The 23679-nt window shown below is 54.4% G+C and carries 11 protein-coding genes; 9 read left to right on the forward strand and 2 right to left on the reverse strand.

Annotation, left to right across the window (positions count from 1 at the left end; translation table 11 throughout):
- Window positions 1–6: 6 nt before the first annotated feature.
- Complete coding sequence (locus tag C4520_00205) at window positions 7–264, reverse strand: transposase (protein ID RJP26701.1); 258 nt, start codon at window positions 262–264, stop codon at window positions 7–9.
- 119 nt (window positions 265–383) lie between these two features.
- Window positions 384–9593 carry a hypothetical protein gene (locus C4520_00210; GenBank protein RJP26702.1) on the reverse strand — a complete coding sequence of 3070 codons (9210 nt, stop codon included), beginning with the start codon at window positions 9591–9593 and terminating at the stop codon, window positions 384–386.
- Between the two features lie 217 nt (window positions 9594–9810).
- On the opposite strand from C4520_00210, the gene C4520_00215 reads away from it, so the two are divergent.
- The 9 genes from C4520_00215 (at window position 9811) to C4520_00255 (ending at window position 23577) form a co-directional block, all read left to right on the forward strand.
- A complete protein-coding gene (locus C4520_00215) occupies window positions 9811–10023 on the forward strand; it encodes a hypothetical protein (GenBank protein RJP26703.1) in 213 nt (70 codons plus the stop codon).
- 235 nt (window positions 10024–10258) lie between these two features.
- On the forward strand, window positions 10259–14593 hold the full coding sequence (locus C4520_00220; protein ID RJP26704.1) for a hypothetical protein: 4335 nt from the start codon (window positions 10259–10261) through the stop codon (window positions 14591–14593).
- Between the two features lie 114 nt (window positions 14594–14707).
- Window positions 14708–15511 (forward strand): crotonase/enoyl-CoA hydratase family protein, encoded by an 804-nt coding sequence (locus C4520_00225; protein ID RJP26705.1) that lies wholly within the window; start codon window positions 14708–14710, stop codon window positions 15509–15511.
- 119 nt (window positions 15512–15630) lie between these two features.
- Window positions 15631–16881: a mandelate racemase/muconate lactonizing enzyme family protein gene (locus C4520_00230; protein ID RJP26706.1), complete on the forward strand. Its 1251-nt coding sequence runs from the start codon at window positions 15631–15633 to the stop codon at window positions 16879–16881.
- A gap of 438 nt (window positions 16882–17319) precedes the next feature.
- The gene (locus tag C4520_00235) at window positions 17320–17601 is read left to right on the forward strand and encodes a hypothetical protein (protein RJP26707.1); all 282 of its coding nucleotides are present in this window, start codon (window positions 17320–17322) and stop codon (window positions 17599–17601) included.
- Between the two features lie 383 nt (window positions 17602–17984).
- The gene (locus C4520_00240) at window positions 17985–19742 is read left to right on the forward strand and encodes a hypothetical protein (GenBank protein RJP26708.1); all 1758 of its coding nucleotides are present in this window, start codon (window positions 17985–17987) and stop codon (window positions 19740–19742) included.
- 347 nt (window positions 19743–20089) lie between these two features.
- The gene (locus C4520_00245) at window positions 20090–21259 is read left to right on the forward strand and encodes a hypothetical protein (protein ID RJP26709.1); all 1170 of its coding nucleotides are present in this window, start codon (window positions 20090–20092) and stop codon (window positions 21257–21259) included.
- A gap of 52 nt (window positions 21260–21311) precedes the next feature.
- Entirely contained in the window at window positions 21312–21524 is a 213-nt protein-coding gene (locus tag C4520_00250; GenBank protein RJP26746.1) for an amphi-Trp domain-containing protein, read from the forward strand.
- Window positions 21525–21573: 49 nt separating this feature from the next.
- Entirely contained in the window at window positions 21574–23577 is a 2004-nt protein-coding gene (locus tag C4520_00255; protein RJP26710.1) for an FAD-dependent oxidoreductase, read from the forward strand.
- Window positions 23578–23679: the final 102 nt, after the last annotated feature.

Here is a 23679-nt window from a genome sequence, read left to right on the forward strand (position 1 = left end):
AAGGGCTTACCATTTTTTTGACAGTACTTCCTTCAACGCGTCTATATCAACCGCCTGCTGCGCTACAATCCGCTTGAGGCGCGCGTTCTCCTTCTCCAAGACCTTTAAACGCTTGGCGTCGGGTATATCCATGTCGCCATACATCTTGCGCCACCGGTACAATGACCATTCCGAGACCCCGTGCTTCCGGCTGGTCTCGCTTATCGATGTCGCTTCCGCCTCCTTCAACATCCGAATTATCTGCTCCTCTGTGTACCGCTTCATGTGCAGGTCCTCCTCCCGTTTCGCTTAATTATACACCCCTTCGGACCTCACACTTCACGTGGTACTTATTTTGGGGGGCAGGTTAGCATCTCCCATAACATGACGCTCCGAGAGCATCTCTAATCCTGATAAATTAGTTCTAATTGTGGCCGGTTTTCTGGAATTGAGCTATCACCGGAATAACAGCCGACCCAATCGCTATTATTATCGTTATCATCCTTGAAGAAATACACTCTCAATTGAGTCAACCCCGCCTCATTAATTGCAGCAAGACCAGCACTGTCGAGGTTCCCGGTTGAAATGCGGCTCCCCGGCAATGGCTTACTCATTGTAGCCACTTGCATCGCCGTAGCCGACGCCTGGAAGTCTGCGTTCTCCAAAGCGGGATTGTCGCTAAACGATCCAGCAATGATATCCACATACAATGGTCCATGCGTGGTCAAAGGATTTGTGCCTTTCAATCCCCCTCCGGTCAGTTTAAGCGTGGCTGAAAGAATGGTTGCGCCGTCAGGGATAATTGAAGTGTCAAACGAAACTATGGCTTTGTACTGGCGCTCACCCTGGAGTGTGTCATACTCATCGCCCACGCGGAGGGCGGTCGAAATTGCAACGGTCGAATTGTTACTTCCGCCGATTTCGGAGGTTTCCTCTGATTCAAGCACCGTTCCATCATGGGCGCCGATGGAGGTAAAAGTCATCGTTTGTGGCAATCCGGTTACTTTTAGTGTAACTGGTATTATCTTCACGTCGGTGGGATTCGCGTCATCGCTTATTGTAATGGCGCCGGAGTATTCCCCAGCAGACAACAAATCGCTGTCGTAGTACACCGTGACCGTATCTATTTCACCAATGGAATGGCCATCTGGAGGTAGACACTCATACCAGTCTGCTTCATCAGCTATCCAATAAGATAGCATCCCACCCCCTGAATTCCAGAGCAGAAAGCTTTGATCTGGCGCACTTTCTCCCTCGAGGCAAGAATTCTCCAAGTAATCCACGCTCGCTGCTATGACAGGATCTCCTATTCCATAGTATTCGTCTGATCCCATGTCACAGCCATCGCCGTGGGGTCTGTCCTCTCCGTCAATATCGGATTGGATCGCCACGTCAATACCGGCATTAATGCATGGAGAGGTTGCTCGCAGATGATAGTCTCCTCCGCCTACAAAAAGCGGATCAGCGTCAATATTGCTCAACATATCCCAGATAATATCGCACCCGGATTCGACATAGACGCCGGTTTCGCCGCCTTTCATATTGCTAAAGCTTACAGCCAGAGAAGACGGATAAGAGACGGCGGTGAGCGCAATCTCTGCTCCGTAGAGCGCCGAGTTGTTCCATAAGATACTGTTTGTTATCGTTGGAGACGAACCACCATCGCAAGACATTCCTCCGCCATACTGCTCGGCAACGTTGTCGCTGACGGTGCAGTTCACTATGTATGGTGAAGACATATCGGAAAAGATTCCGCCGCCAGATGTCGCGGCATTTCCGATTATGGCGCAGTTCATAATGGTTGGATCAGAAACCACACAGAAAATCCCACTGCCTATATCGGCCCAATTCCCTTTGAGAATGCAATTGGAAACAGTTGGAGAGGAACCTTCGCAATATATTCCTCCGCCTGCGCCTGAAACCGACCCGTTCATGATGGTAAATCCTTCCACGACAGAGTCCGAAATCTCACCACTGTGGAAGATGAATCCCCTGCCATCCAGGGCGCAATCGATAATGCTGTTAGACGGGCCATTCTCCGAACGCAGCGTCACCGCCTTACCCTTGAAATCCAGGTTCTTGTTTCCCATGCCGCTGTACGTCCCGTCACGAACAATTACTGTATCGCCATCCATACATGCATCCAGCGCATCCTGAATCGTGCTGTAATTATCGGGCACATAGTACGTCTGATAGATTCTCACGAAGGCTGCAGTCACAGTCTTGTTTCCATCCATTGTGAGGTATTCGGGATTGTTACTTGACCCCGCGATGCTATCTCCTTCCCAGTGGTCGAATCCCCACAAGGAGTTTGCATATGCGTGAAGCGTGGCTGTTTGGCCACTGTCATACAGACCGCCGCCGGTGATCGAACCGCTTTCCGCCGGGGATGCGAACATACTTAAGGAGTACGAGATAATCGTTGGATTCGTGCCGCCTTGGTATTCCTCAAGGTTAGTGAAACCATCCTGATCATAGTCGACGGTCGAATCATCAACGAACGGATCGAGGGAATCAGGATATGATACTTCCCATCCATCCGGCATGCCGTCGCTGTCCGTGTCGGCATCGAGAGGATCAGTGCCGTAGAAAAAGAGTTCATCGCTGTCGTTGAGACCATCACCATCGGAATCGGGGTTTGTCGGCTCGGTACCATAGACATAGGCCTCCTCATAGTCATCCACCCCATCGTTATCGGTGTCGGCATTGTCGGGAGATGTTTCGAGCGCCAACTCGACCTGATTCGTGAGACCGTCCGCATCCGGATCATCATTGAGGCCTCTTTGGTCAAGAGGGATCAGCGCGAACTGGTCTATCCATTCCTCGAAGCTCGTCTTTGTGGTGAAAATCCATTCGGGCCCGGCCACCGAATCTCCGCCGTCGTTTTTGGCTATAATCTTCCAATGGTATGTTTTGCCATAATCAAGTATTGCAAGCGCAGAGTAGCTGACGGCCAGGTTCTCGTGATAAAGAGGCGGGTCTGCATTCACGCCGAAATATACATCATACTTGGAGGCGTGGAGGCTATCGGCCCAGTTAAGAGCTGTATTTCGCGATATGCGGACAGCCCCGTCCTGCGGCAGCGGATTTGTCGGAATCTGCGGCAGCAGCCCCGCAATGGTGTTCGATACAGTATTCGTGTCCATCGGAGGATTAGTATCAAATACGATGCTTGCGTTGTTTGTTATCAGCGTGCCGGCCGCCAACGTAGCCTTAGGGCGGACGCTGAACCGCACGTGTCCTTGACCCCGCCCTGTTCCATCTTCCGGCGGCAAGAACCCGGCAAGGGCATCTTCCGGCAGTTCACCGGTTTCGGGGTCGAGCGTGCGCAACACGACGCTTAGATGACCTGTCGAATTGTTAAGTTCAGCGCTCACATCAACCCACCACGGGTCAACTGTTTCGCGCGAATAGAAGCGGTCCGCGAATTCCGCCACCGGCACAATGTGACTGCCGAATGCTATTTCCTCGACCTTGAGCGTCGACCAATCAAGATCCGGGTCAAGATAATCATCAACAAAGACTTCTTGTGCTGGCGCAGAGGCGATCGCCAAGTTTTCGAAATAGACGACATATGTCAACGTGTCAGTGATAGAGACGTAGCCCTCTAATCCCTCACCCGTTGGGCCAACCTTTTCATTGGGGTCCCAAGGAAGAATAACCATAGAAGGTATGTAGTCTAGACCTGTCATCGGCAGGCAGTCTCTTGGTGGTGTGGCGGGAAAAGGACGACCATATAAATCGGTTCCCAGGCCGGCCCCCACTCCCAGCCCCACTCCGATGTTCACTCCAAACCATTCCTTGTTCCAAAAGACTGATACAGACAGAAGTCTTAAATTGATGTCAACATGTCTGGAAAATCCATACCACGATGCCCCTTTTTTGTGACTTACGGCAAACGTATGCCCAATTGACCCACCTGCGCACAAAGCAAGCTCATAAACCCCCAGGTACTGGTAAAAACCTGCGTTTTCTGGGTTATTGGTGTCAAAGTGAACTACCCCAACCCCGTAATCTCTCCCAATGTCACGAAACCCTACTCCGGTACTGGCGTAGTCACCATATAAGAAAAGACCGAGTGGGTCCGTCCATCGGGTCGGCTGATTAGACACATACCTGTACAAGTTAGTGTCGCCAATTTGCTTGAGTGGGTCCTCTGTTATAAACCTGCCTATGTCGGGATTGTAATACCTTGAACGCATTAAAGTAAGACCAACTTCTTCTTCCATAATACCGAATCGCCCAATGAATCGAAGTTTGTTTGGAATGGTTTCACTTTTTTGGCGCACTTTGCCAAATGGCGAGTAGTCATATGTATTGACAACACCGCCAATCGCATTTGTCAACTGCCGCGTGTTGCCGATGGCGTCGAACGAATAGTATGCGGGATCACCACCGGAATCAATCCGAGCAATGAGGCCTAGGCCGTGCACATACCGGGCCTGCAATTCACCAGTGCCATCGTATTCAGCAGCAATGTCAACCAGCCCAATCGGATCCTGCACGTAGCGAGTGATAACACCGTCATGAGTTACAGCGGTCCGATTTCCAAGGGCATCATACGTATATTCCCATGTGCCATCGGGCGGAGCAACGACTCGGATGAGACGACTCTCCATATCATACTCATATGTGGTCGATCCCAAGGCATCGGCCTTCGATGTCATGTTGCCGTCGGCATCGTACGTATATGTCGCATCACCGACCTGTGTGTACTGGTTCATATTATTCGTTGTGTATTCTGTGGTCATTCCGCTCTCAGTCGTAACGATGCGATTACCGGCGGCGTCATATTCATATTCTTCGGTATCGCCATTTGGATACGTGACGCCCACAAGTTGGCCTATCGCGTCATACTCGTATTCGGTCGTTCCCTCCAGCGTTGTCATCGAGGTGCGGTTTCCGTTCTCGTCGTATGTGTAGTTGAATCTGGACTGAGCAGCATCTTCAGGCGAGTAATTCACCATGCTGAGTAGTTGGCCTGCTAGGTCGTAGTCGAACGTCGTATATGTGCCATTGCCCTTGGTTTCGCCGATGAGTCGTCCGGCATCGTCGTAGATGTACTGTATGAGCAAGTTGTCACTGCCGTCGGTCAGTCTCTCCAGTCTCCCCACTGCATCATAGAAATACTTCAGCATGTAGCCGTCATCACCAACGCGGTGTGTGCGCTGGCCGGCATTGTTATACGAGAAGCTGAACCAATGTCCGGAAGGGTATTCAATACGTGTGAGGAAATCTCGGTCGTCATAATCGAGTGAGATTGTGCCCGACGGGTCGGTGACTTCCTCAAGACGGCCGATGGTGTCGTAGACATACGTGATCCACCTGCCATCGGAGTAGTCTTTTCTCAGAATCTGCCCAGCCGAGTTGTACTGATAGGTGATCGTATTGCCACGGCGATTGGTGTAAGTTATCACGTTTCCGAGAGCGTCGTAAACAAACGACTCAGCGCTCGTGTCCGCATAAGCGATGGTTTGGAGATTGCCTTCATCGTCGTAGAGGAACGAAGTCTTGTTTCCAAGCGCATCCTGCAACAAGGCGAGTGCGCTGAAACGCGTGTCATATGCCAAATTTACCACGTGCCCCAAGGGATTCCGCATCGCCACGACATTGCCCAAGTGGTCATAGGTGAGGTTATAATCACCCCATGCGGGGTGGGTGACTTGGGACAGGTTGAAGTCTTTGCCGTACTCAGTCTTGACGGTGCGTCCAAGCGAATCCGTGGTCCTGCCCGGCTGTCCGTACTCATCCGGCGAAATCGTCACCGAGCCGCCCTCGAGGTCATGTATGGTAACTCTTCCGAAGTCGTCATAGGTATACGTAATCTGCTCGGCGTTGCCGTCGAGGTGTTCTTCGGTGAGGCGGCCTAAGCCATCATATTGGTAATACTGGTGACTGCCGTTGGGGTATGTGATTGACACGAGCGCGTTATCGTCCGGAACGCCTGTGGAGCCATTGTATGTGTAGCTTGTTACCCGATTGCCCGGAGCGGTCACGCTCAGCAGATGCTCGCCTAAGGCATCATATTCATACGTCGTCACTCTGCCTGCGTGGTCGGTGATAATCGAAATGTGACCTTGCGGGTTGTACCCAATCTGGAAACTCTTGCCGGAGGAATGCGCCAATCCGGTCAGTTGGCCCATTTCATTATAGGATGCCGAGATGCGGTTCCCGTTGAGGTCTTGAATATATTCCAGCCTCAAATCGATTCGGAAGTGATAGACGGTCTGATCTTTTTCGGTAAGCGTGAACGTGGAACCGTCTGACGTGAGCCTTCCGTAATCGCCCACGAGGGCGCTGTAAGTGCCGTCGGCGTTTCTATGGAAGAACCGTGTGAAGCCATTCGCCTCATGGAGCGACATATCTCCGTCGGCCAGTTGCTCGAGATAAATGTCGTAGGTATGAGTCCAGCCCAGGCCAAACGCTCCTTGATAAAGCCGCTTATCCATTCCGTTCGGGAATAGCCGGCCTAAGGCAAGCGGAAGCCCCGGCGAGGGGCAATATGCATCGAGCTGCCCCGCGAGATAAGCGCGCGGATTCATGCTGAGTGCTTTTTCAATCTCAAAACGGAAAAGGTCGCGCACGCTGTACACGTACCGGTCAAGAGTACTCAAATACCCCGCATCTGCGGCAAGAGCCTGTTGATAGTCCCTCCATGTCGAACCGATTTGGGCCGTGAGAATAGGCCATAGGCGATTCCACACCTCCGGGTCGACATCGGGAGGTCGCACCTCTGCTTCGACCTCTTCCCAATTGATAGGGCTGTCGGCCTGATCCATCACACTCAGATTGAAATGCAGATAGGAATGGCCAGGCATTCCTGGCGGCACTTCAAAGACCACAGGGATTCCCCATGATGTCCCGGGAGAGAGCACGCCGCCGTAACCATCGAGATTGATCCCGAGGACTTGAGCCGGCCCTGTTTCGAGTGGGTCATTTGATGAGAGCCTCATCCTTGCATTCTCCACGCTTTCGACCACAAAGATTGGCGGGACCATGTCTGCATCGCCAACGTTGGCATATTTAACGTAGAGGGTGTATGTGCGCCCCGGGCGAACTGATCCCGGCACTTGAAGTGATGCCTCGAGAACGGGGCCAATACCTGCCGTCACAGTGAATGCGGCCGCCAACGTCTCGGTTTCACCCGTTGGCCATGTTATCCGAAGGTCATAATCGCAGAGTGGCGCATCCGGCAGGTGGAATGATACCAGAAGTTCGGTCGGACTCACGAGTGTTGCTGAACTCGCCTCTATGGAGGTGGATTCGCACACGAGTTCTGCCTGCATGCCCGTAGGGACAAAACCAAGGCCAGAGACAATGAAACTCACCTCGCCTGTGTCTCCGCCAGTACCTATACTGATATGCGAAACGTGTTTCTCTTTTGCGATCGCTGAGATGGTTGCTGAAGTGGTGGTGCTCAATCGGTTATATGCAGAGACATAGATCCGCCTTGTATTTGGCGATGCCGGAACCAATAGCTCGTATACGGGTCCAGCGTTGGGTGCACCTAATCGGCCGTCAAAACTGAAATGTGTGGGCATGTCCGTATAGTCGAAATAAAAGTAGAAGGAAGCATTTTCCTCCCACTCACCGCTCAATTGCAGAAGGACCGATGTGCCCGCGGGCACGTCAACATAGAAGTCGGCCCAATGCCCTGGCTGAGCTGTGATGTCGACAGGAGTGCCGAGGATCAATGGTACGGCTTCTCGAGTTTGGTCCCGACACAGTTGAACCATCGTCAGCTCCCTTCCGGCGGTGACGTAGGCATGCGAACCAGCAATAGCGATGTCCATTGCCGCGCCGCTTGGAGTAGCTAGCGAACCGACGTCGAGAGGTGCGTATGGATTTGATATGTCCACTATCCTAAGGCCAACCCAATCATCCGTTATATACGCATACATCCCGGAAACGGCAATCCCAGTTGACTGACCCGGCTCAATGAGCGAAGCGACTACCGAAGGAGTTGTCGGGTCGAATACATCGATTATTTGGAAGTAAGACATACCTGCCAAAGAAGTACCATCGGCGATATAGGCATATGCGCCAGAAACTGCAATGTCATGTGCGCCGCCCGGCGTATCCACCGAACCGACGATATAAGGAGCAGAAGGATTAGATATGTCCACTACTTGCAGAGTAGGATTCCCTACTGCAACATATGCGTAGGTCCATGAGACCGCGACCGCTTGGGCATAGTTCGCAGTGGCTACCGAGCCGGCCATAATAGGAACCGCGGGGTTGGATATGTTCACCACTTGAAGGCCGGAATTGCCGTCTGCGACATATGCGTGCGTCCATGAAATAGCAATATCGTCGGCATAGCCTGGCGTGTCTACCGAACCAACGATGAAGGGAGCCAATGGATTGGATATATCGATTATCTGAAGGCCAAAATCTCCATCCGCGACATAAGCGTAATCACCCGACAGAGCAACATCGTTGGCATAGCCAGGTGTATCTACCGTGGCCACTAAGAAGGGAGCAGATGGATCGGATATATCCACTACCTTAAGGCCCTGACGAAAAGCCGTGACATATGCATAGTTTCCCGCTACCGCAAGCCCGTTGGCCATGTCGGGCTGGCTGACAATGGATATCGAGGAATTTATGAAAGGGCTGTAAGGGCTTGACACATCCACTATCTTCAGGCCCCATGCATCGTCAGTGACATAGGCATACGTTCCCGAAATGGCAACGCCTCTAGCAACACTGATATACGCTGAGCCGACTAAAGAGGAAGCGGATGGGTCAGACACATCCACAATTTGAAGACCGAAACTATTATCCCCGACATAGGCATACGTTCCGGAAACAGCCACTCCATGAGCTTCACCCGGCGTATCGACCGATTTGATTATGTATGGAACGGACGGGTCGGATATATCTACAATCTGCAAACCTGAAGCTCCATCGGCCACATATGCAAACGATCCTGAGACGGCGACTCCTATAGCGTTGTCTGGAGTATCAACAGCCCCAACTATGGCAGGGGCCAACGGATTAGATATTTCCACTATCTGCAGCCCGGAATAACTGTCCGCAATGTAGGCGTAGAATCCTGAAACGGCAACTCCGTTCGCACCCGATGGCGTGTCGATTGAACGGATAATGGAGGTGTTATAAGGGTCGGATATATCTATTACTTGGAGACCAAAATATCCATCCGCCACATACGCATAGGTCCCCGAGACAGCAACACCCACCGCAGTGCCAGGCGTATCGACAGTGTCCGTTATAAAAGGGGCATACGGATTGGATACATCGATAACTTGCAGACCCAACGATCCATCCGCCATGTAAGCATAAGAGCCGGAAACGGCGACTCCGCCAGCGGAACCCGGCGTATGGACAGAACCGACTATGAACGGAGATGATGGGTTGGATATATCCAATATCCAAAGGCCTGATTCGTTCGCCCAACCCGTAGGGTCCGTGACATAGGCGTATGTGCCTGAAACGACAACCGCGGAAGTCTCAAACGATGGCGAATCGAATGAGCCCACAATCGGCGGGAAATGAATCTCACATTCTTCGGTGGCGAATGACGACGACGAGAGCACGAAGCATGTCATCAATGACAGAATTACCACACTAATGATTGCTCGCTTGCTCATGACTCTGCCTCCTTATTATTACTCGTAGAAAAAACTCCGTTCTTCCTTTGTGTGTTCGCACTTTTACAATAAAATGAAGGTGGGTTCTTCGTCAATTGAGACAACAAACGGTGTAACGTGGCTAAGATTAAGGATAATACAGACAGAGGATTTGCTCTTCCTGCTTGGGGCATGCCACCGAAGTCCCGCTGTGAATTGAAGAAGGAAACTTCTTCTATTGTGCCGCAAGGCAACTTATCACATAGGTTATACCTTTGTCAACCAGAAAGTTGCACAAACTTATGATCGTATTAAGGTCACTCAAAGCACCATCGAGTCAAATACCTGGAACAAAAGGTTCTGTCTGATCCCCAAAGAGACTCGTGAAATCGCACTCATCCTGATCGAGCGGGCATCCGTCCAACACGTCTTCGAACAGTGCATGTTCTAAATTTTCGCCTCGCTGATTTCTTGACTCTCAAACTTGAAGGGTTACCTCCTAGTGAAAAATAGAGCTTACCTGATCAATCCGATCTATTTTGTGGATTTTCGAAGACAACTCCCTCTGCCATCTGCTATACTTTTATCTCCGAAGGCGCCCGAAAGAGGCCTATATTGATGCCGATTTTCAAGGATAACAGCGGCACGAGCACCAGCAGCAGGAATAGAAGGCAAGAGAGGGGATCGTGAACGAAAAACAAACCGGGCAAGGTATCGAAAGACAATATTTCGATGGAATGGAAATCGGCGCAGTTTCCATCAAGTGGGTACGCAGAGCGCCTGATGGACGCACTGTCACGGAATACGCGCGTCACGGGGGGAATCCTGAGAAAGTTGTGCGGGAAATCTTTCGCCGCAGCGCTGAAGAAAGCGATTGCATTGTTGTGACCGGCCAGACGGCTCGAGCCCTGCTTGATCTCCCCTATCGCCCGGAGACCGAATGCATCGAAAAAGCCCTCTCGTTTCTGGAACTCAAGCCTGATATTCTCCTTTCGCTTGGCGGCGAAACCTTCAGTGTTTATCCCATGAGAGACGGAATGATCAGGAACGTCATTTCTACTTCAAAATGCGCGGCCGGCACAGGCGAGTTTATCGTCCAGCAGTTCGAGCGCATGGGGTTGTCGCTTGAGGAGGGACTTCGGGCGAGTTCAGGCGGCGAAATCGTTCAATTGGCCACGCGCTGCTCCGTTCACTGTAAATCCGATGCCACTCACAAGCTCAACAAGGGGGAATGCGCTCCGAAGGACATAGCGAAGTCGCTCATTCGTGATCTGGCAAAACGGGTTCATAAGATGGTCGAGTCAGCGCAGTGGCCGACGGGCTCCCTCATGATTTGTGGAGGAATGGCGCTGAATGAGCCTTTCGTCGAAATCCTGCGCGAGATGTTCCCGAAATCACAGGTAACGGTGCTTCCGGAAAGTCCGTACCTGGAGGCTTTCGGGGCTTCTCTTTTTGCCTCGGAACTTGCCGGTAACATTGCTCTCCCTCCGTCCAATAAATGGTTTTCGCAAGCGAAGGTTAAGTTGGAGACGCTGCCACCGCTGAGGGAGGCGGAGCCGCTGTTGGATTATCGGGTGCGTTCCGGCTTTGGGCAGCGGATCGTGAAAGACGCCCCGTACATCCTTGGTGTCGATGCCGGCTCAACCACCACGAAAGCTGTACTATTCAATGTTGATGACGGCTCAGTCGGCGCGAGCTGTTATCTCAGGACCCTGGGCAATCCGGTCCGGGCGACAAAGAATTGTCTCCGGGAACTCATCGAGCAAACGGGCGGCACACCCATAAAAGTGATTTTGGCGGCAGTGACCGGCTCCGGCAGGGAAATGGTATCGGTCTTTCTCGACAACTGCAAAAGCTTTAATGAAATACTTGCGCACGCCAGAGCGGCCGCCGAGGAAGTGCCGGATGTGGATACGGTATTCGAGATAGGCGGGCAGGATTCGAAATTCATTTCGTTCTTGCACGGCGTACCGATAGATTACGCCATGAACGAAGGCTGTTCGGCCGGGACCGGAAGCTTTATTGAGGAATCAGCCTCCGTGGATATGGGCGTTCCAGTAACCGAAATTAGCGACATCGCGCAAAGCAGCACGAACCCCACAGCCTTTGGCGAGCGCTGCGCTGCATTCATCAATACGGACCTGCGCACTGCGCTCCAGCAGGGCGCCGCCCGGGAAGACGTCATCGCGGGATTAGCGTACTCAGTGGCCGATAATTACGTATCGCGTATAGTCGGCCCACGCCATATCGGGGATACCCTCTTGTTTCTCGGCGGAGTCGCCCTGAACAAAGCCGTGGCGCTGGCCATTGCCGCGCGCACGCGGCGGCGCGTCGTTGTGCCTGCTCATCCCGAGCTTATGGGCTGTGTGGGGGCGGCGCTCATGACGAGGGATCTTTTGCGGGACGGCTTTCTGCGTGAGGGCAGCCTCGACCTTGAATCACTTTCGCAAGGCGAGATAGATGTCAAAGGCGCTTTCCGGTGCAAATCCTGCGACAACGAATGTGAGATCCGCAAGATATCGATCCGCGGAGGAATGTATCCCTTCGGCGGGCTGTGCTCCAAATATGAACAACTGCGTCATACGGGCCGACCGGCGGAGGAAGGACGCGACCTGATAGCTATTCGGAACAAGATGATGTTTGAGGAATTCGGCCATCGCCGTGTCGAAAAAGCGCGCGGCGCTATCGGCATCCCGATGGCGCTGACGACGTTTCAATTGTTTCCGTTCTACGCGAAGCTGATCAATGAGCTTGGATACAACGTCGTGCTGTCCGAGCCTTCAAAGGCCGGAAACGCCAGAGTCGCGTCACCCATTTGCTACCCGTGTGAAATCGTTCATGGAGCCACATATGACTTGTTGAGGCGGGACGTGGATTTCATTTTCCTGCCGCACGTGATCGAACTGGAGATTCCCGATGGCTCTCTCCACAGCTACACATGCCCATCTACGGCTCTGATCCCGGACATCATTCGGGCTGCTTTTAACGACGCGGCGGAAAAGATTCTCTCGCCTCATATCGCGCTTTCCGAACACCTGATCGAGACCACCCTGAGCCAAATAGCGAGGATGGCGGCCGCGTTGGGCCTGGATGAGGACGCAGGAAGAGACGCCGCGGCAAAAGCTCTCCAGCACTACGCAAAGTTCAAGGAGCGGTACCGCGAACAGGTCGAGAACGAACTGGAAATACTAAGCGGCGAGCCTATGGTGATCATTGCAGGGAGGCCATACATCACCTGCTCTCCTCAGGTCAATCTCGCGCTGCCTCGCAAGATCGCCAGCAGGGGCTATCATGTTGTCTCGGCAGATATGCTGCCGCTATTGAAAAACGCGCTTCCGGAGAGGGACGTCTGGCATTTTACGCAGCAGATCAGTAATGCCGTCGCCCACGCAAACAAGGCGGAGAACGTATCCATTTGTCTTGTATCCTGCTTCTCGTGCGGTCCCGACGCCAGCATGTACCACTACTATCGGCAGGAATTGGCAGGATCGACTTTCTGCTACCTCGAACTTGACTCGCATACCGCGCATGCGGGCTTTGAAACGCGGGTGGGCGCGTTTCTCGATATTGTGGAGGAACGCCGCCGCAAGCGGGCAAAGGGATTCAAGACGCCCGAAGCCGGCCGATCGAGCACTTCCGCCAGGCAACCGGTGAGACAGGCACGGCTTTCGAGCGAAATGGATTGCATCATAGACAGCGATGGGCAGAGAGTGGAATACGATGATCCGCGCGTGACGCATATCATAACGGTGGACGTAAACCCGATCGCACGGCGCCTGCTCCGGCACGTGTATCAACTGAACGGCCGCAAAGTAAGGGTGGCCGATGAGACAGATTCCGGGATAATGCAGTACGCGCGACGGCTGTGTTCCGGCAGAGAATGTGTCCCGATGACGGCCATGGCCGGCGCCACGTTGAAGGACATCCAGCATTACCGGTCCGACAGCGAGATCAGCATCTACCTGACGCTTAATCAGCAGGGCCCTTGCCAGAACGGCGCGTGGCCCCTGATATGGGAGACGTTCGGCAGGAGACTCAATATAAGCAACGTCATCTTTGGCATCTGGTCGGGAGAAGCAAACAACTTCCTGGGACTCTCGCCCATGCATGAGATGGGCGTAAGCGGCAGCTTCCTGTTGGGGGACCTCCTGGAGGAGGTGCGGAACGCGCTGGCGTGTCTCGCAACGGATAAAAAATCCGCCATCGAGATATTCGAAGCCGAACTCGACGGCTTCATAGAAAACTTTACCTTAGATCAGGATCAGCTTGAAAAGGCGCTCGAGAAACTGGCCGAACGATTGGCGGAAATCCCGCTGAAAGCTCCCATCGAGGAAACACCCAGAGTGCTCATCATCGGCGGACTCAATTTGCTGTTTATCAATGACCCTGTGACCGAATACCTTCTTGAGCAAGGCGTTCTCGCGAAGGTCGTTCCCTTTTCCGAAGGACTGAGCTGGCTTACGTCGGAAGAAATTGTGAGATACGGCTTCGAGAGGGGCGTGATTAATCCGAGACAGCAGTTTGAAGAGTTGCCTCAGACTTCCGATGCCGAACATGCTTTGAAGGCGCAACAGTCGAGTTTCCGCCTGAACCTTATTGATCTCATCGAGACACGGCTGAGGAACATCATCGAGAAATCAGGCCTTGCCTTTGCGACGCATACGTCGTACGTGGACATAATCGAAGCCGGCTCGAGCCACGCCACGCACATCGGCTTTACGGAGACGACCGGCACTACGGGCCGGTACCTCTGTTCGGTGAAGCAGGATGATTATGACGGAATCATCAACCTCGGCTCGTTCAATTGCGCGCCGGCGATGAATGCGCAGGCGGTCATACGGCCGCTGGCGAATAAGAACAACGTCGCCTACGCCGCAATCGACTGTGAGAGTCCGTCGCTATCGGTAAACCAGCGCAGGCTCCTGGAGACCGTGGCCGTGCGTGCAAGAAGAATTCGGGCTGAGAAGACGGCCCGCCGAAATATGTCCCGGCCCGCTCCCTCCGGCATCGGCCGCTCATAAAAGCCGGACCGGCTTTCCCTTTGTTTGATTTCGCTCTCTCCAATCTAATACAATACGCGTGCACACCGCGCATTCCATGGATAATTTATGTCCTCTCACATACGGAGGCACAGCATGAGCAAGGTCCTTACTGAAAGAGACGACAAAGTCTTCATCATTACGATCAATCGGCCCGAGGTGCGCAATTGCGTGGACGGCGAGACCGCATCGCTCCTCGAACATGCGTGGAAAACCTTCCGGGATGACGAAGAACTGTACGTCGCCATCTTGACCGGCGCCGGCGACAAAGCCTTCTGTGCGGGCGCAGACCTGAGAAATCTGCAAACGCTCGGGCCGGGACCGAATGCGAGCCGCCACGAGCGCCGCCGGTTCATAACCAGTGGCCCCGGCTATATGGGCTATACGCGTCAAGTGGACATCTACAAGCCGATCATCGCAGCCGTCAACGGGTTCGCGCTTGCCGGCGGACTCGAGCTTTCCTGCCTGGCCGACATCCGCATTGTCGAGGAACATGCCGAGATGGGCGTCGCCTGCCGCCGCTGGAATGTGCCGCTTCTCGATGGCGGCACGCAAAGGCTGCCGCGCATTATCGGCATGGGCTGGGCGATGGAGATGATCATTACCGGCCGCTTCGTCTCGGCGCAGGACGCATACCGCATTGGGCTCGCCAACGAGATCGTTCCAAAAGGAAAATCACTTCAGCGCGCAAGGGAGTTGGCTCACCAGTTGTGCAAATTGCCGCAGGGCGCGATGAGGACCGATAAACAGGCCGCGCTGATGGGGTATGGCCGCCCGCTGGAGGAGGGCCTGCGCATCGAGGCGGAAGTCGGGCAGACCGTTCTCGAGGGCTTTGACATTGTCGAAGGCGCAAGCGCATTCATCGAAAAAAGAAAGCCGTCGTTCAAACAGGATACGTAATAATACCCATTTCGCCGAATGCACATTTTCGGGCACGGCATGCCGCGTCCGAAAACAGCCGAAAAATCTGCGGCTCATGTCTCACCGGCTCCGTCCGGACAGCCAAACACGAGGAAAATATGAAGATCGACCATATCGAAACCATCCACCTCTATTTCGAGTATTCCGAAGGCAAAAGCTTCTCAACGCCGGCCGGGCCGGTCAAAGGCCGCATGACAACGCTGGTGCGGGTCTACGCCGATAACGGGCTAACCGGGATCGGCTCGGCCTACGCGCATCCGGCCATGGTTGAAGCCGCCATTCAGCATTTGGCGCCTCTGCTGGAGGGACGCGCCGTGACCGATACCGAATATGATCCTCTCAGCCAGTTTATGCGGGGCGATACGCAGATCGAGCGCCTGTGGAGAGGCATGTACGTCTGGACGCGCTGGTCGGGACGGAAAGGCGCCGCCATGGCGGCTCTCGGCGGAATCGATCAGGCGCTGTGGGACCTGACAGGGCAGGCGGAAGACAAACCGGTTTGGAAATTGCTCGGGGGCAAAACCTCGAAATGTCCCGCCTATGCGAGTGGAATGCTGTACGGTTTCACGCCGGCGGAAACGGCCGAGCTCGCAGCCAAGTACGTCTCGAGAGGATTCCGCCGCGTCAAGATGCGCATCGGTTATAGCTGGGAGCACGACGTTGCCGCCGTACGCGCCGTGCGCGCCGCAATCGGCGACAAGATAGATCTGATGTGTGACGGTACCTGGCGCTTTGATCTTGAAGGTGCGCGGCGCATGGCGAAAGAACTCGTCGCCAACCGCGTGTTCTGGTTTGAAGAACCTTTTGAGGCAGACGATCTGGACAATTACGTTGCCCTGCGCGGCACAATCGGGCTCCCGCTTGCATCCGGCGAGAACGAGTTCGGTTTCGAGGGCTTCCGCGAGCTCATTCGCATCGGAGCGGTTGATATCGTGCAGCCCGACGCCTCGCGTTGCGGCGGCATCAGCGAAGTCGTCAAAGTCGCCAGACTGGCGCGGACTGCCAATCTTCGGTTTGCTCCTCATTCGTGGTGCGATCCGGTCGCCGTCATCTCAAATGCCCATGTCGTTGCGGCCCATGATAACGGAATAACAGTTGAGATTGACCAAACCGGCAACCGCTTCATCGAGGAATTGTTGGGCCATCCGCTGACCGTCAAGGACGGCCTGCTCGATCTTGGCGATCGGCCCGGACTTGGGACCGAACTTGATCCCGCCGCGCTCGAGCGGTTCAGAGTGGCGAGCCCGGCAGATATCCCGCAGGGCAATCACTGCGACATCATTCTGGGACCGCCGACCGTGCTCGCGCCAATCCCGCCATATGTCGGAGACAGATCCCAATCTGCCTGATTGAAGCAGTCTCGCAAAACTCCGCCGGCCAAAGGTGTCACTTGCTGTCCAAGATAATTCCAACATGTGGCATTTTGGTTCAAAAACCGACATTTTTTAAGGCCAATTGAAGTGACTAATTTGAGGCTGTCTTCAAAAACTTTTTTCACCGCGGAGACGCGAAGAGCGCAGAGAAAGACATGCACAACAAGACACCCCTTAAATCCTCCTTTTATTCTGCCTTTGCGGCCTCTGCGCCTTTGCGGTTCAATAAGCTTTTCAGTATCAGCCGACCGTTTTTCGAAATGGAAAAGCTCTCTTGGGCAAGAGTGGCGCCGCTTCTTAAATACAGAATCAACCCCATGGAAGGGCGTTTCCGGCAGGGTCATTTTAGAATAAGACCCCGGTTAACGGGAGTGTCCGGAAACACATGCGATTGTCTGTAGAAGGAGATCTGCCATGAGACTATTAGGATTAAAGGAAAGAGCGCTGACTACTTCCAAACCCGAAAAGCATAAGGAGGGAATGGTCGCCAGGCTGATCGAGCAGCAAACGGCGAAGCTGCCCTCGGACGTGTTTCTTTGGGCGGCACTTGGCTCGATAGGGGCGGCATTCGTCCTCGAAGTAACAGGCCGCGAGGAGAAGGGACATTTCGTCGGCCAATGGGTCGCTCCTTTCCTGCTTCTCGGCCTTTACAACAAGCTCGTAAAAGTATCAGGGTCAGATCGGATCCGCCGCTAGCACGTTCCTCCTGAAATCCTTTTTCGTCCGTCGCTTCGCAACCTCGGATGTGGAGGGGGCGCGGCGATTGGTGAAGCGGCGGCGCGATGCATGAGTAGTTTTTCGGGGGAACCTTCTGTTTCGGCGAATAGATGCGGTCCTGCGCACAGCCGGTAACGGCCGGAAACATCACCCTGTTTCTCTCCTATTGAAACAAGGCTCCCCTCCTTTTTTGGAAATTTGCTTCATCTTCTTCGATTTCAGACGCTTTAGTTACCCGCCTCCTCCTGCTCTCCTTTTTGTTATAAAACCATTTTGCAATTCTTGAAAGTGTGGATATAATATCTCCACCGCGGTAAAACAGCGGGAGCGGTAATGGACTTCTTCACGAGGAGCGGGAAAAAATGAAAACCTATAGCCGATTCAATGGAGTCGAAAGAATATGCCTCCGGTTTACCTTGATCGCGTCGCTCTTAGCTCTCATTCTGACCGCGCCCGCATGGGTCCAGGCCGATATGGCGAGCCCCCTGCATAAGTCGGAGCCGAACATGCAGGTACACCAGTATCTGACGGGGGAAGCAGCTTTCCTATGGCCGGGGACGAATGGGATGGAGCCGGTAATCCAGGCGGAATGGGATGCTTTCTTTGCAGGCGACCATCACGAACTGTGGGATTATATCGGCGCGCGCACCGAATACTCAGGCGCGACGCCGGCGCCGGGAACAATCACTTATGGCGGCCGGTATGCCGGCGCCGTCGTGACCGACATACTCTGGTCGGCGCCCGAGCCGTCGCTCGATATGCCATATTCCGAGTACGACCAGGCGCGGTTTTACATTATCGATCCGTTCTTCGATCTCGTGAACGACGACGGCAGCGGCAGCAGCGCCGGAAATCTGACGGTCGGGAGCTGGCCTGCGGTCGGCGACGATCTGATCGAGGGTACGCACGAAGAAGACCTGTTTTTTGTGCACGAGACGTTCGTGATCCTGTACGACCTTTACGGCCATTCGGCATTCGATCCGGGACGAGACTATCTGCAGGACGAATTCTACAACGGCCTCGATTATGACGCCGCCGAAGTGTTTTATCATCACCTCTGGCGGCGGAAGGCGCATAATGACGGCGATCTGCTGATGACCGGCGTGAGCTGGGCCAACTCGCAAAGCTCATGGGATGAGGTTATCGTGATGCCCGACATCTTCGACGCGCACCCGAGCCCGATTCAGGTCGCCGAGGGCTGCTGGCAGCTTGCGCTCGATTATTACCTCGGCCAGGGAGGGCGCCCGCAGGACAAAGGCCTCTCGCTTTATTTTCTCGGCCGCGTGGCACACCTGCTGGCGGATTTGACTGTCCCCGCACACGCTCATTGCGATCCGCACAGCCCGGTGTGGCCCGATTCGTACGAGAATTTCATGGGCGCCGTCGGAGTGTATTCTCAATACACGCATAACGAAGTGCCCGTGTTCGATGCGGACGGCGCTGTGATCGGCGCCCGACCGTGGGGCTACACCGATCAGACGTGGCCGTACAATGAGTTTTCCTACGTGCGTTATGACATTCCGGGAACCAAATGGGACCCGTTCGAGCCGAATGATGATACCGCCCGCGCCAAGTGGGAAAGCCAATCGCCTCTATTCCACCTGTTCTGGGCGACGGCCGAACTCGCCGACAATTACGACAGCAACGACGCCAACGGTGAGCTGGACGGGGGAGCAAGGCGGGCAGGCGGCTTCAGTGAATTCGAGCTGCGGCAGATCGCCGACGAACTCATGCCGCAGGCGATGATTTCCCTCGACGAACTGTACCGGCTGTTCTTCTACACGATCGAGCAGTCCGTGCCGGCAGTTCACCTGCTCTTCCCGGCGGACGGCTCGATTCTGACATCGCCGCCGACGTTCATGTGGACAAGCACCGGCCTCGGGGCTGCCCCGGTTTACGCTGTGGACAGCAGCTTCTCGCAATCGTTCACGAGCTACCGGTCGACGTATGAAGATCTTGGACTGCTCATCACTGATACCAGTTGGACCATGCCGCTGGGCGTGTGGAACAGGATTCCTTCCGGCGGCCAAATCTATTGGCGCGTGCGGGGCGCAGACCTTTCGCAGCCCCCGGTAGAAGCGATCGTTTCGGACGAAATCTGGTCATTTACGAAGCAGTAAGAGAACCCTGATTTCCCGCATGATGGCTACGTGATGGGTTTCTTGTCCCCCAAGTCCGTTTCCAAATCCGGCCATGGCGGGAGTTCTTTTGATCCGGAGAAAGCATCGAAACCTCCTCTCTTAGGCTGTCCCGAAACGAGGTTGGCGCCGATGACAAAGCAGTATCGACAAGTCAGAGTAACCCGTCATTCCTGCGAAAGCAGGAATCCAGGATCCGGCAGAAGAGAAATTTGAATTACGGGATAGCCTCCTCTCTCCGTTTCTCTTTTCTTTCTTGAAAATAGAGTCTGCTGCGGATATGATAAGGTCCGACAGGGAAACGGATTTTCGTGTAATGGAGACACCCCATGAATTCATTCGCCTCGAAACAACGAGTGATTGATACCTTGAATCATCGCCAACCCGACCGCATTCCGTTCGATCTTGGCAGCTCCATCGAGACCGGCATCACCATACAAGCCTACGACCGGTTCATCGAGTTTATGAATTTGACCGAAGAGCCTGACGACACGCTGTTCAACGCCTTCATGCAGACCGGCAATTTCAAGCAGGTCCCCGAAAACATCCTTCGGCATCTGAAAGTGGATACGCGTGGCACGCTCATCCAAATGCCTTCCGAGCCCGAGCCGAGAATCGAATTCGAAGGCGACACCATGCTCCTCTATGACGAATGGGGCGTGAAATGGGCAAAGCCGGAAAGCAGCTTTTATACCGACCCGGTAGGCCACCCGCTTGGCGGAGAGCTCACCCGCAAACGTCTAAAAGAGTTTCCCTGGCCAGACCCCCTGCAGGAATCTCGATTTCATGGCCTGAAGGAAGAGGCGCAACGAATGCGCGATACCGGCTGTGCCGTAATGTTCAGTCTCTACGGGCTCGGCTTGTGGGAAGTCGCCTGGATGCTGCACGGCCTCGAGGCGACCCTGGTGGATTTCATGCTTCAGCCGGCACTGATGGAACAGCTTCTGGATAGGATTAAAGAATTCCAGATGCGGCTATGGGAAAGGACTCTGGAGGTCGTCGGCGAAAATGTGGACATCTGTCTGCATAGCGAAGATCTCGGCACGCAGAACAATCCCATCATGTCGCCTGAGCTGTATCGCAAATTCTTGAAGCCGCGCCAGGCGGAACTATTTGCGCACATCAAGAAGGTAGCGAAAAACGACGTCAAGGTTCTGCTGCATTCCTGCGGCAGCATCCGGAAACTGATTCCGGACTTGATCGAAACGGGCATCGACGCGCTCAACCCCATCCAGGTGAGCGCGACCGGAATGGATACCAAAGAGCTAAAGAGGGAATACGGGAAGGACCTCTGCTTCTGGGGCGGCGGAGTCGATACCCAGGAGATTCTGCCGCATCGCTCGCCGGCAGAGGTGCGGGATGAGGTTAAGCGAAGGATCGAAGACCTCGCTCCAGATGGCGGATTCGTTTTTGCGGCAGTCCACAATATACAACCCGACGTCCCGCCGGAAAACCTTCAGGCGATGTGGGAAGCCTTTCAGGAATGCGCGGATTATTAGTCTGTAACCAGGATGAAGGAGAGAAGCTATCGTGGCCAAGTTGAAGAAATTCATGCGCGACATCGAAAAAGAATATCCCGCAAAACAGTTCGTTACGAAGCTGCGCCGGCTTGCCGATTGCATCGAACAGGGGAAACTGTTCCGGATACAGGTGGCGGGCGAGCGCGTGACCGTGCCGCCCAACGCAGTCATCAATATCGAACATGAGCGCGAAGGAAATAATGAAGAAATAGAGTTTCAATTGAAATGGAAACTGACAAGATAACAATTGGAAACTACAATGCGTTCCCATACCGTTTCCACTGGAGGCTGCCATGAAAGACCCGTTGCTTAATCCAATAAGAATAGGAAGGTTGGAGATCAACAACCGCATTTATATGCCCGCGATGCATCTGGGGATGGCGGAAGATTTTCAGGTGACGGACCGGCTCGTTGATTTTTATGCCGAGCGAGCCCGCGGCGGCGCGGGTGCTATTTGCGTCGGCTACGCCACTATTGATGATTTGTCCGGCAACACCCAGAATATCGGCGCGCACAGCGACGAATTCATTCCGGGCCTTGCGCGCCTGTCGGATGCCATAAAGAAAAACGGTGCGCGTTCGGCGCTTCAATTGAATCATGCCGGCCGCTACAACATGTCCTTTTTCCTCGGCGGAAAACAGCCGATTGCGCCTTCTCCGATCGCTTCCCGCATGACGCGCGAGACGCCGCGCGAAATGACGCTCGAGGATATCCGGCGGACAATAACGGCGTTCGCCGAGGCGGCGGCCCGCGCGAAGAAGGCGGGTTTCGATATCGTCGAGGTTCTCAGCGGGACCGGCTACCTGATCAGCGAATTCCTGTCACCGCTAACGAATCAGCGCAAGGATGAGTATGGCGGCTCGCTCGCGAACCGGATGCGGTTCGGGCTGGAAGTCATCTGCGCCATCCGCGAAAAGCTGGGCAAGGATTTTCCGCTCATCGTGCGCATGAACGGGAACGACTTCATGCCGGGCGGACAAGGCCGCGGCGAGCTTCAGGAATACGCGCAGGCGCTGGTGCAGCACGGCGTGGACGCGCTGTGCATCAATGTTGGATGGCATGAGGCGAGGGTCCCGCAGATCGTATCGTTTGTTCCGCGGGGCGTCTTCGCGTATCAGGCGCGGGGAATAAAGGAAAAGGTGAATGTGCCGGTGATCGCAAGCCACCGGATCAATGATCCCGCGGTCGCTCGCAAGCTGATAGCCGACGGCATGTGCGACATGGTCGCCATGGGCAGAAGCCTGATCGCCGACCCGTATCTGCCCGAGAAGGTGAGGACGGGACGCGAGGATGAAATCGTTCACTGCATCGCGTGCGCGCAGGGTTGCTTCGATCATCTGTTCGAACTAAAGTCGGTCGAGTGCCTCTGCAATCCGAAGGCCGGCCATGAGGCGGAATTGAGCGCGCGAAAAACAGAAAAACCGAAGAAGGTCATGGTAATCGGCGGCGGTCCTGCAGGCATGAGCGCGGCCCTCGCGGCGCAAGAGCAGGGACATTCCGTCACGATTTACGAACAGAGCGGCAGGCTCGGCGGCCAGCTTTTCCTCGCATCTGCGCCTCCTGGTAGAGACGAGTTCATGGAGCTCGCGCGAGACCTGGAGAAACAGGTAAAAGTCAATGGGGTGCGCGTCATGCTCAATCAAAAGGTTGATGCCGCTCTCATCACAAAAGAAGCGCCTGACACCGTTATCCTGGCCACCGGCGCCGTTCCGATCGTTCCGCCGATAACCGGAATCGACCGCCCGAACGTCGTGCAGGCGTGGGACGTGCTGCAGAATAAAGTCCTCACCGGCAGCAAGGTCGTGGTGATAGGAGGCGGAGCAGTCGGAGTTGAAACCGCGATGTTTCTCGCGGAAAAGGGAACGCTTTCCGGCGAGGAATTGAAATTCCTTTTCATCAATAAAGCCGAGAGCCCCGAAGCTCTTTATGAATTGGCCAGCCGTGGAACGAAAGAGGTTGTTCTCATAGAAATGATCGACAAGATCGGCAAAGATATCGGCCGTTCCACTCGCTGGGGAATGCTGCAGGACATGGCCCGCTTCGGGATCAGGAGCGATGTGCAGACGCGAGCGCTCGAGATAACCGATTCCGGCATAAAGATCGAGCGGAATGGCGCGACGGAAGAGATCCCGGCCGATACCATCGTCCTTGCTGTCGGCGCGCAGTCTCACAACCCGCTTCAGGCAATCCTCGAACAGAAGAAGATTCAGTACACCGTGGTCGGTGATGCCAGTCACGTGGGAACGGCTTTCGAAGCGGTTCATGCAGGATTCCGGGCCGGAAGAGAGATACAGTAGCCGCGATTTGTTGAGCCGGTCGGTTGGAAGCAGCCAAGAAGGAGGGTGCTCACGAGTCGATCTTTCAGTTCCACCCCGCTGACTGAATTGCCGGACGATCCT

The sequence above is a fragment of the Candidatus Abyssobacteria bacterium SURF_5 genome (assembly GCA_003598085.1).
In the GTDB taxonomy this organism is placed as follows: Bacteria; Abyssobacteria; SURF-5; order SURF-5; family SURF-5; genus SURF-5.

What these genes read in the sequence shown, in the direction of transcription:
- C4520_00250 (RJP26746.1), top strand. Translation starts at nt 21,312, where the DNA reads ATGCGCGACATCGAAAAAGAATATCCCGCAAAACAGTTCGTTACGAAG.
- C4520_00255 (RJP26710.1), top strand. Translation starts at nt 21,574, where the DNA reads ATGAAAGACCCGTTGCTTAATCCAATAAGAATAGGAAGGTTGGAGATC.
- C4520_00240 (RJP26708.1), top strand. Translation starts at nt 17,985, where the DNA reads ATGAAAACCTATAGCCGATTCAATGGAGTCGAAAGAATATGCCTCCGG.
- C4520_00210 (RJP26702.1), bottom strand. Translation starts at nt 9,593, where the DNA reads ATGAGCAAGCGAGCAATCATTAGTGTGGTAATTCTGTCATTGATGACA.
- C4520_00225 (RJP26705.1), top strand. Translation starts at nt 14,708, where the DNA reads ATGAGCAAGGTCCTTACTGAAAGAGACGACAAAGTCTTCATCATTACG.
- C4520_00245 (RJP26709.1), top strand. Translation starts at nt 20,090, where the DNA reads ATGAATTCATTCGCCTCGAAACAACGAGTGATTGATACCTTGAATCAT.
- C4520_00235 (RJP26707.1), top strand. Translation starts at nt 17,320, where the DNA reads ATGAGACTATTAGGATTAAAGGAAAGAGCGCTGACTACTTCCAAACCC.
- C4520_00230 (RJP26706.1), top strand. Translation starts at nt 15,631, where the DNA reads ATGAAGATCGACCATATCGAAACCATCCACCTCTATTTCGAGTATTCC.
- C4520_00205 (RJP26701.1), bottom strand. Translation starts at nt 264, where the DNA reads ATGAAGCGGTACACAGAGGAGCAGATAATTCGGATGTTGAAGGAGGCG.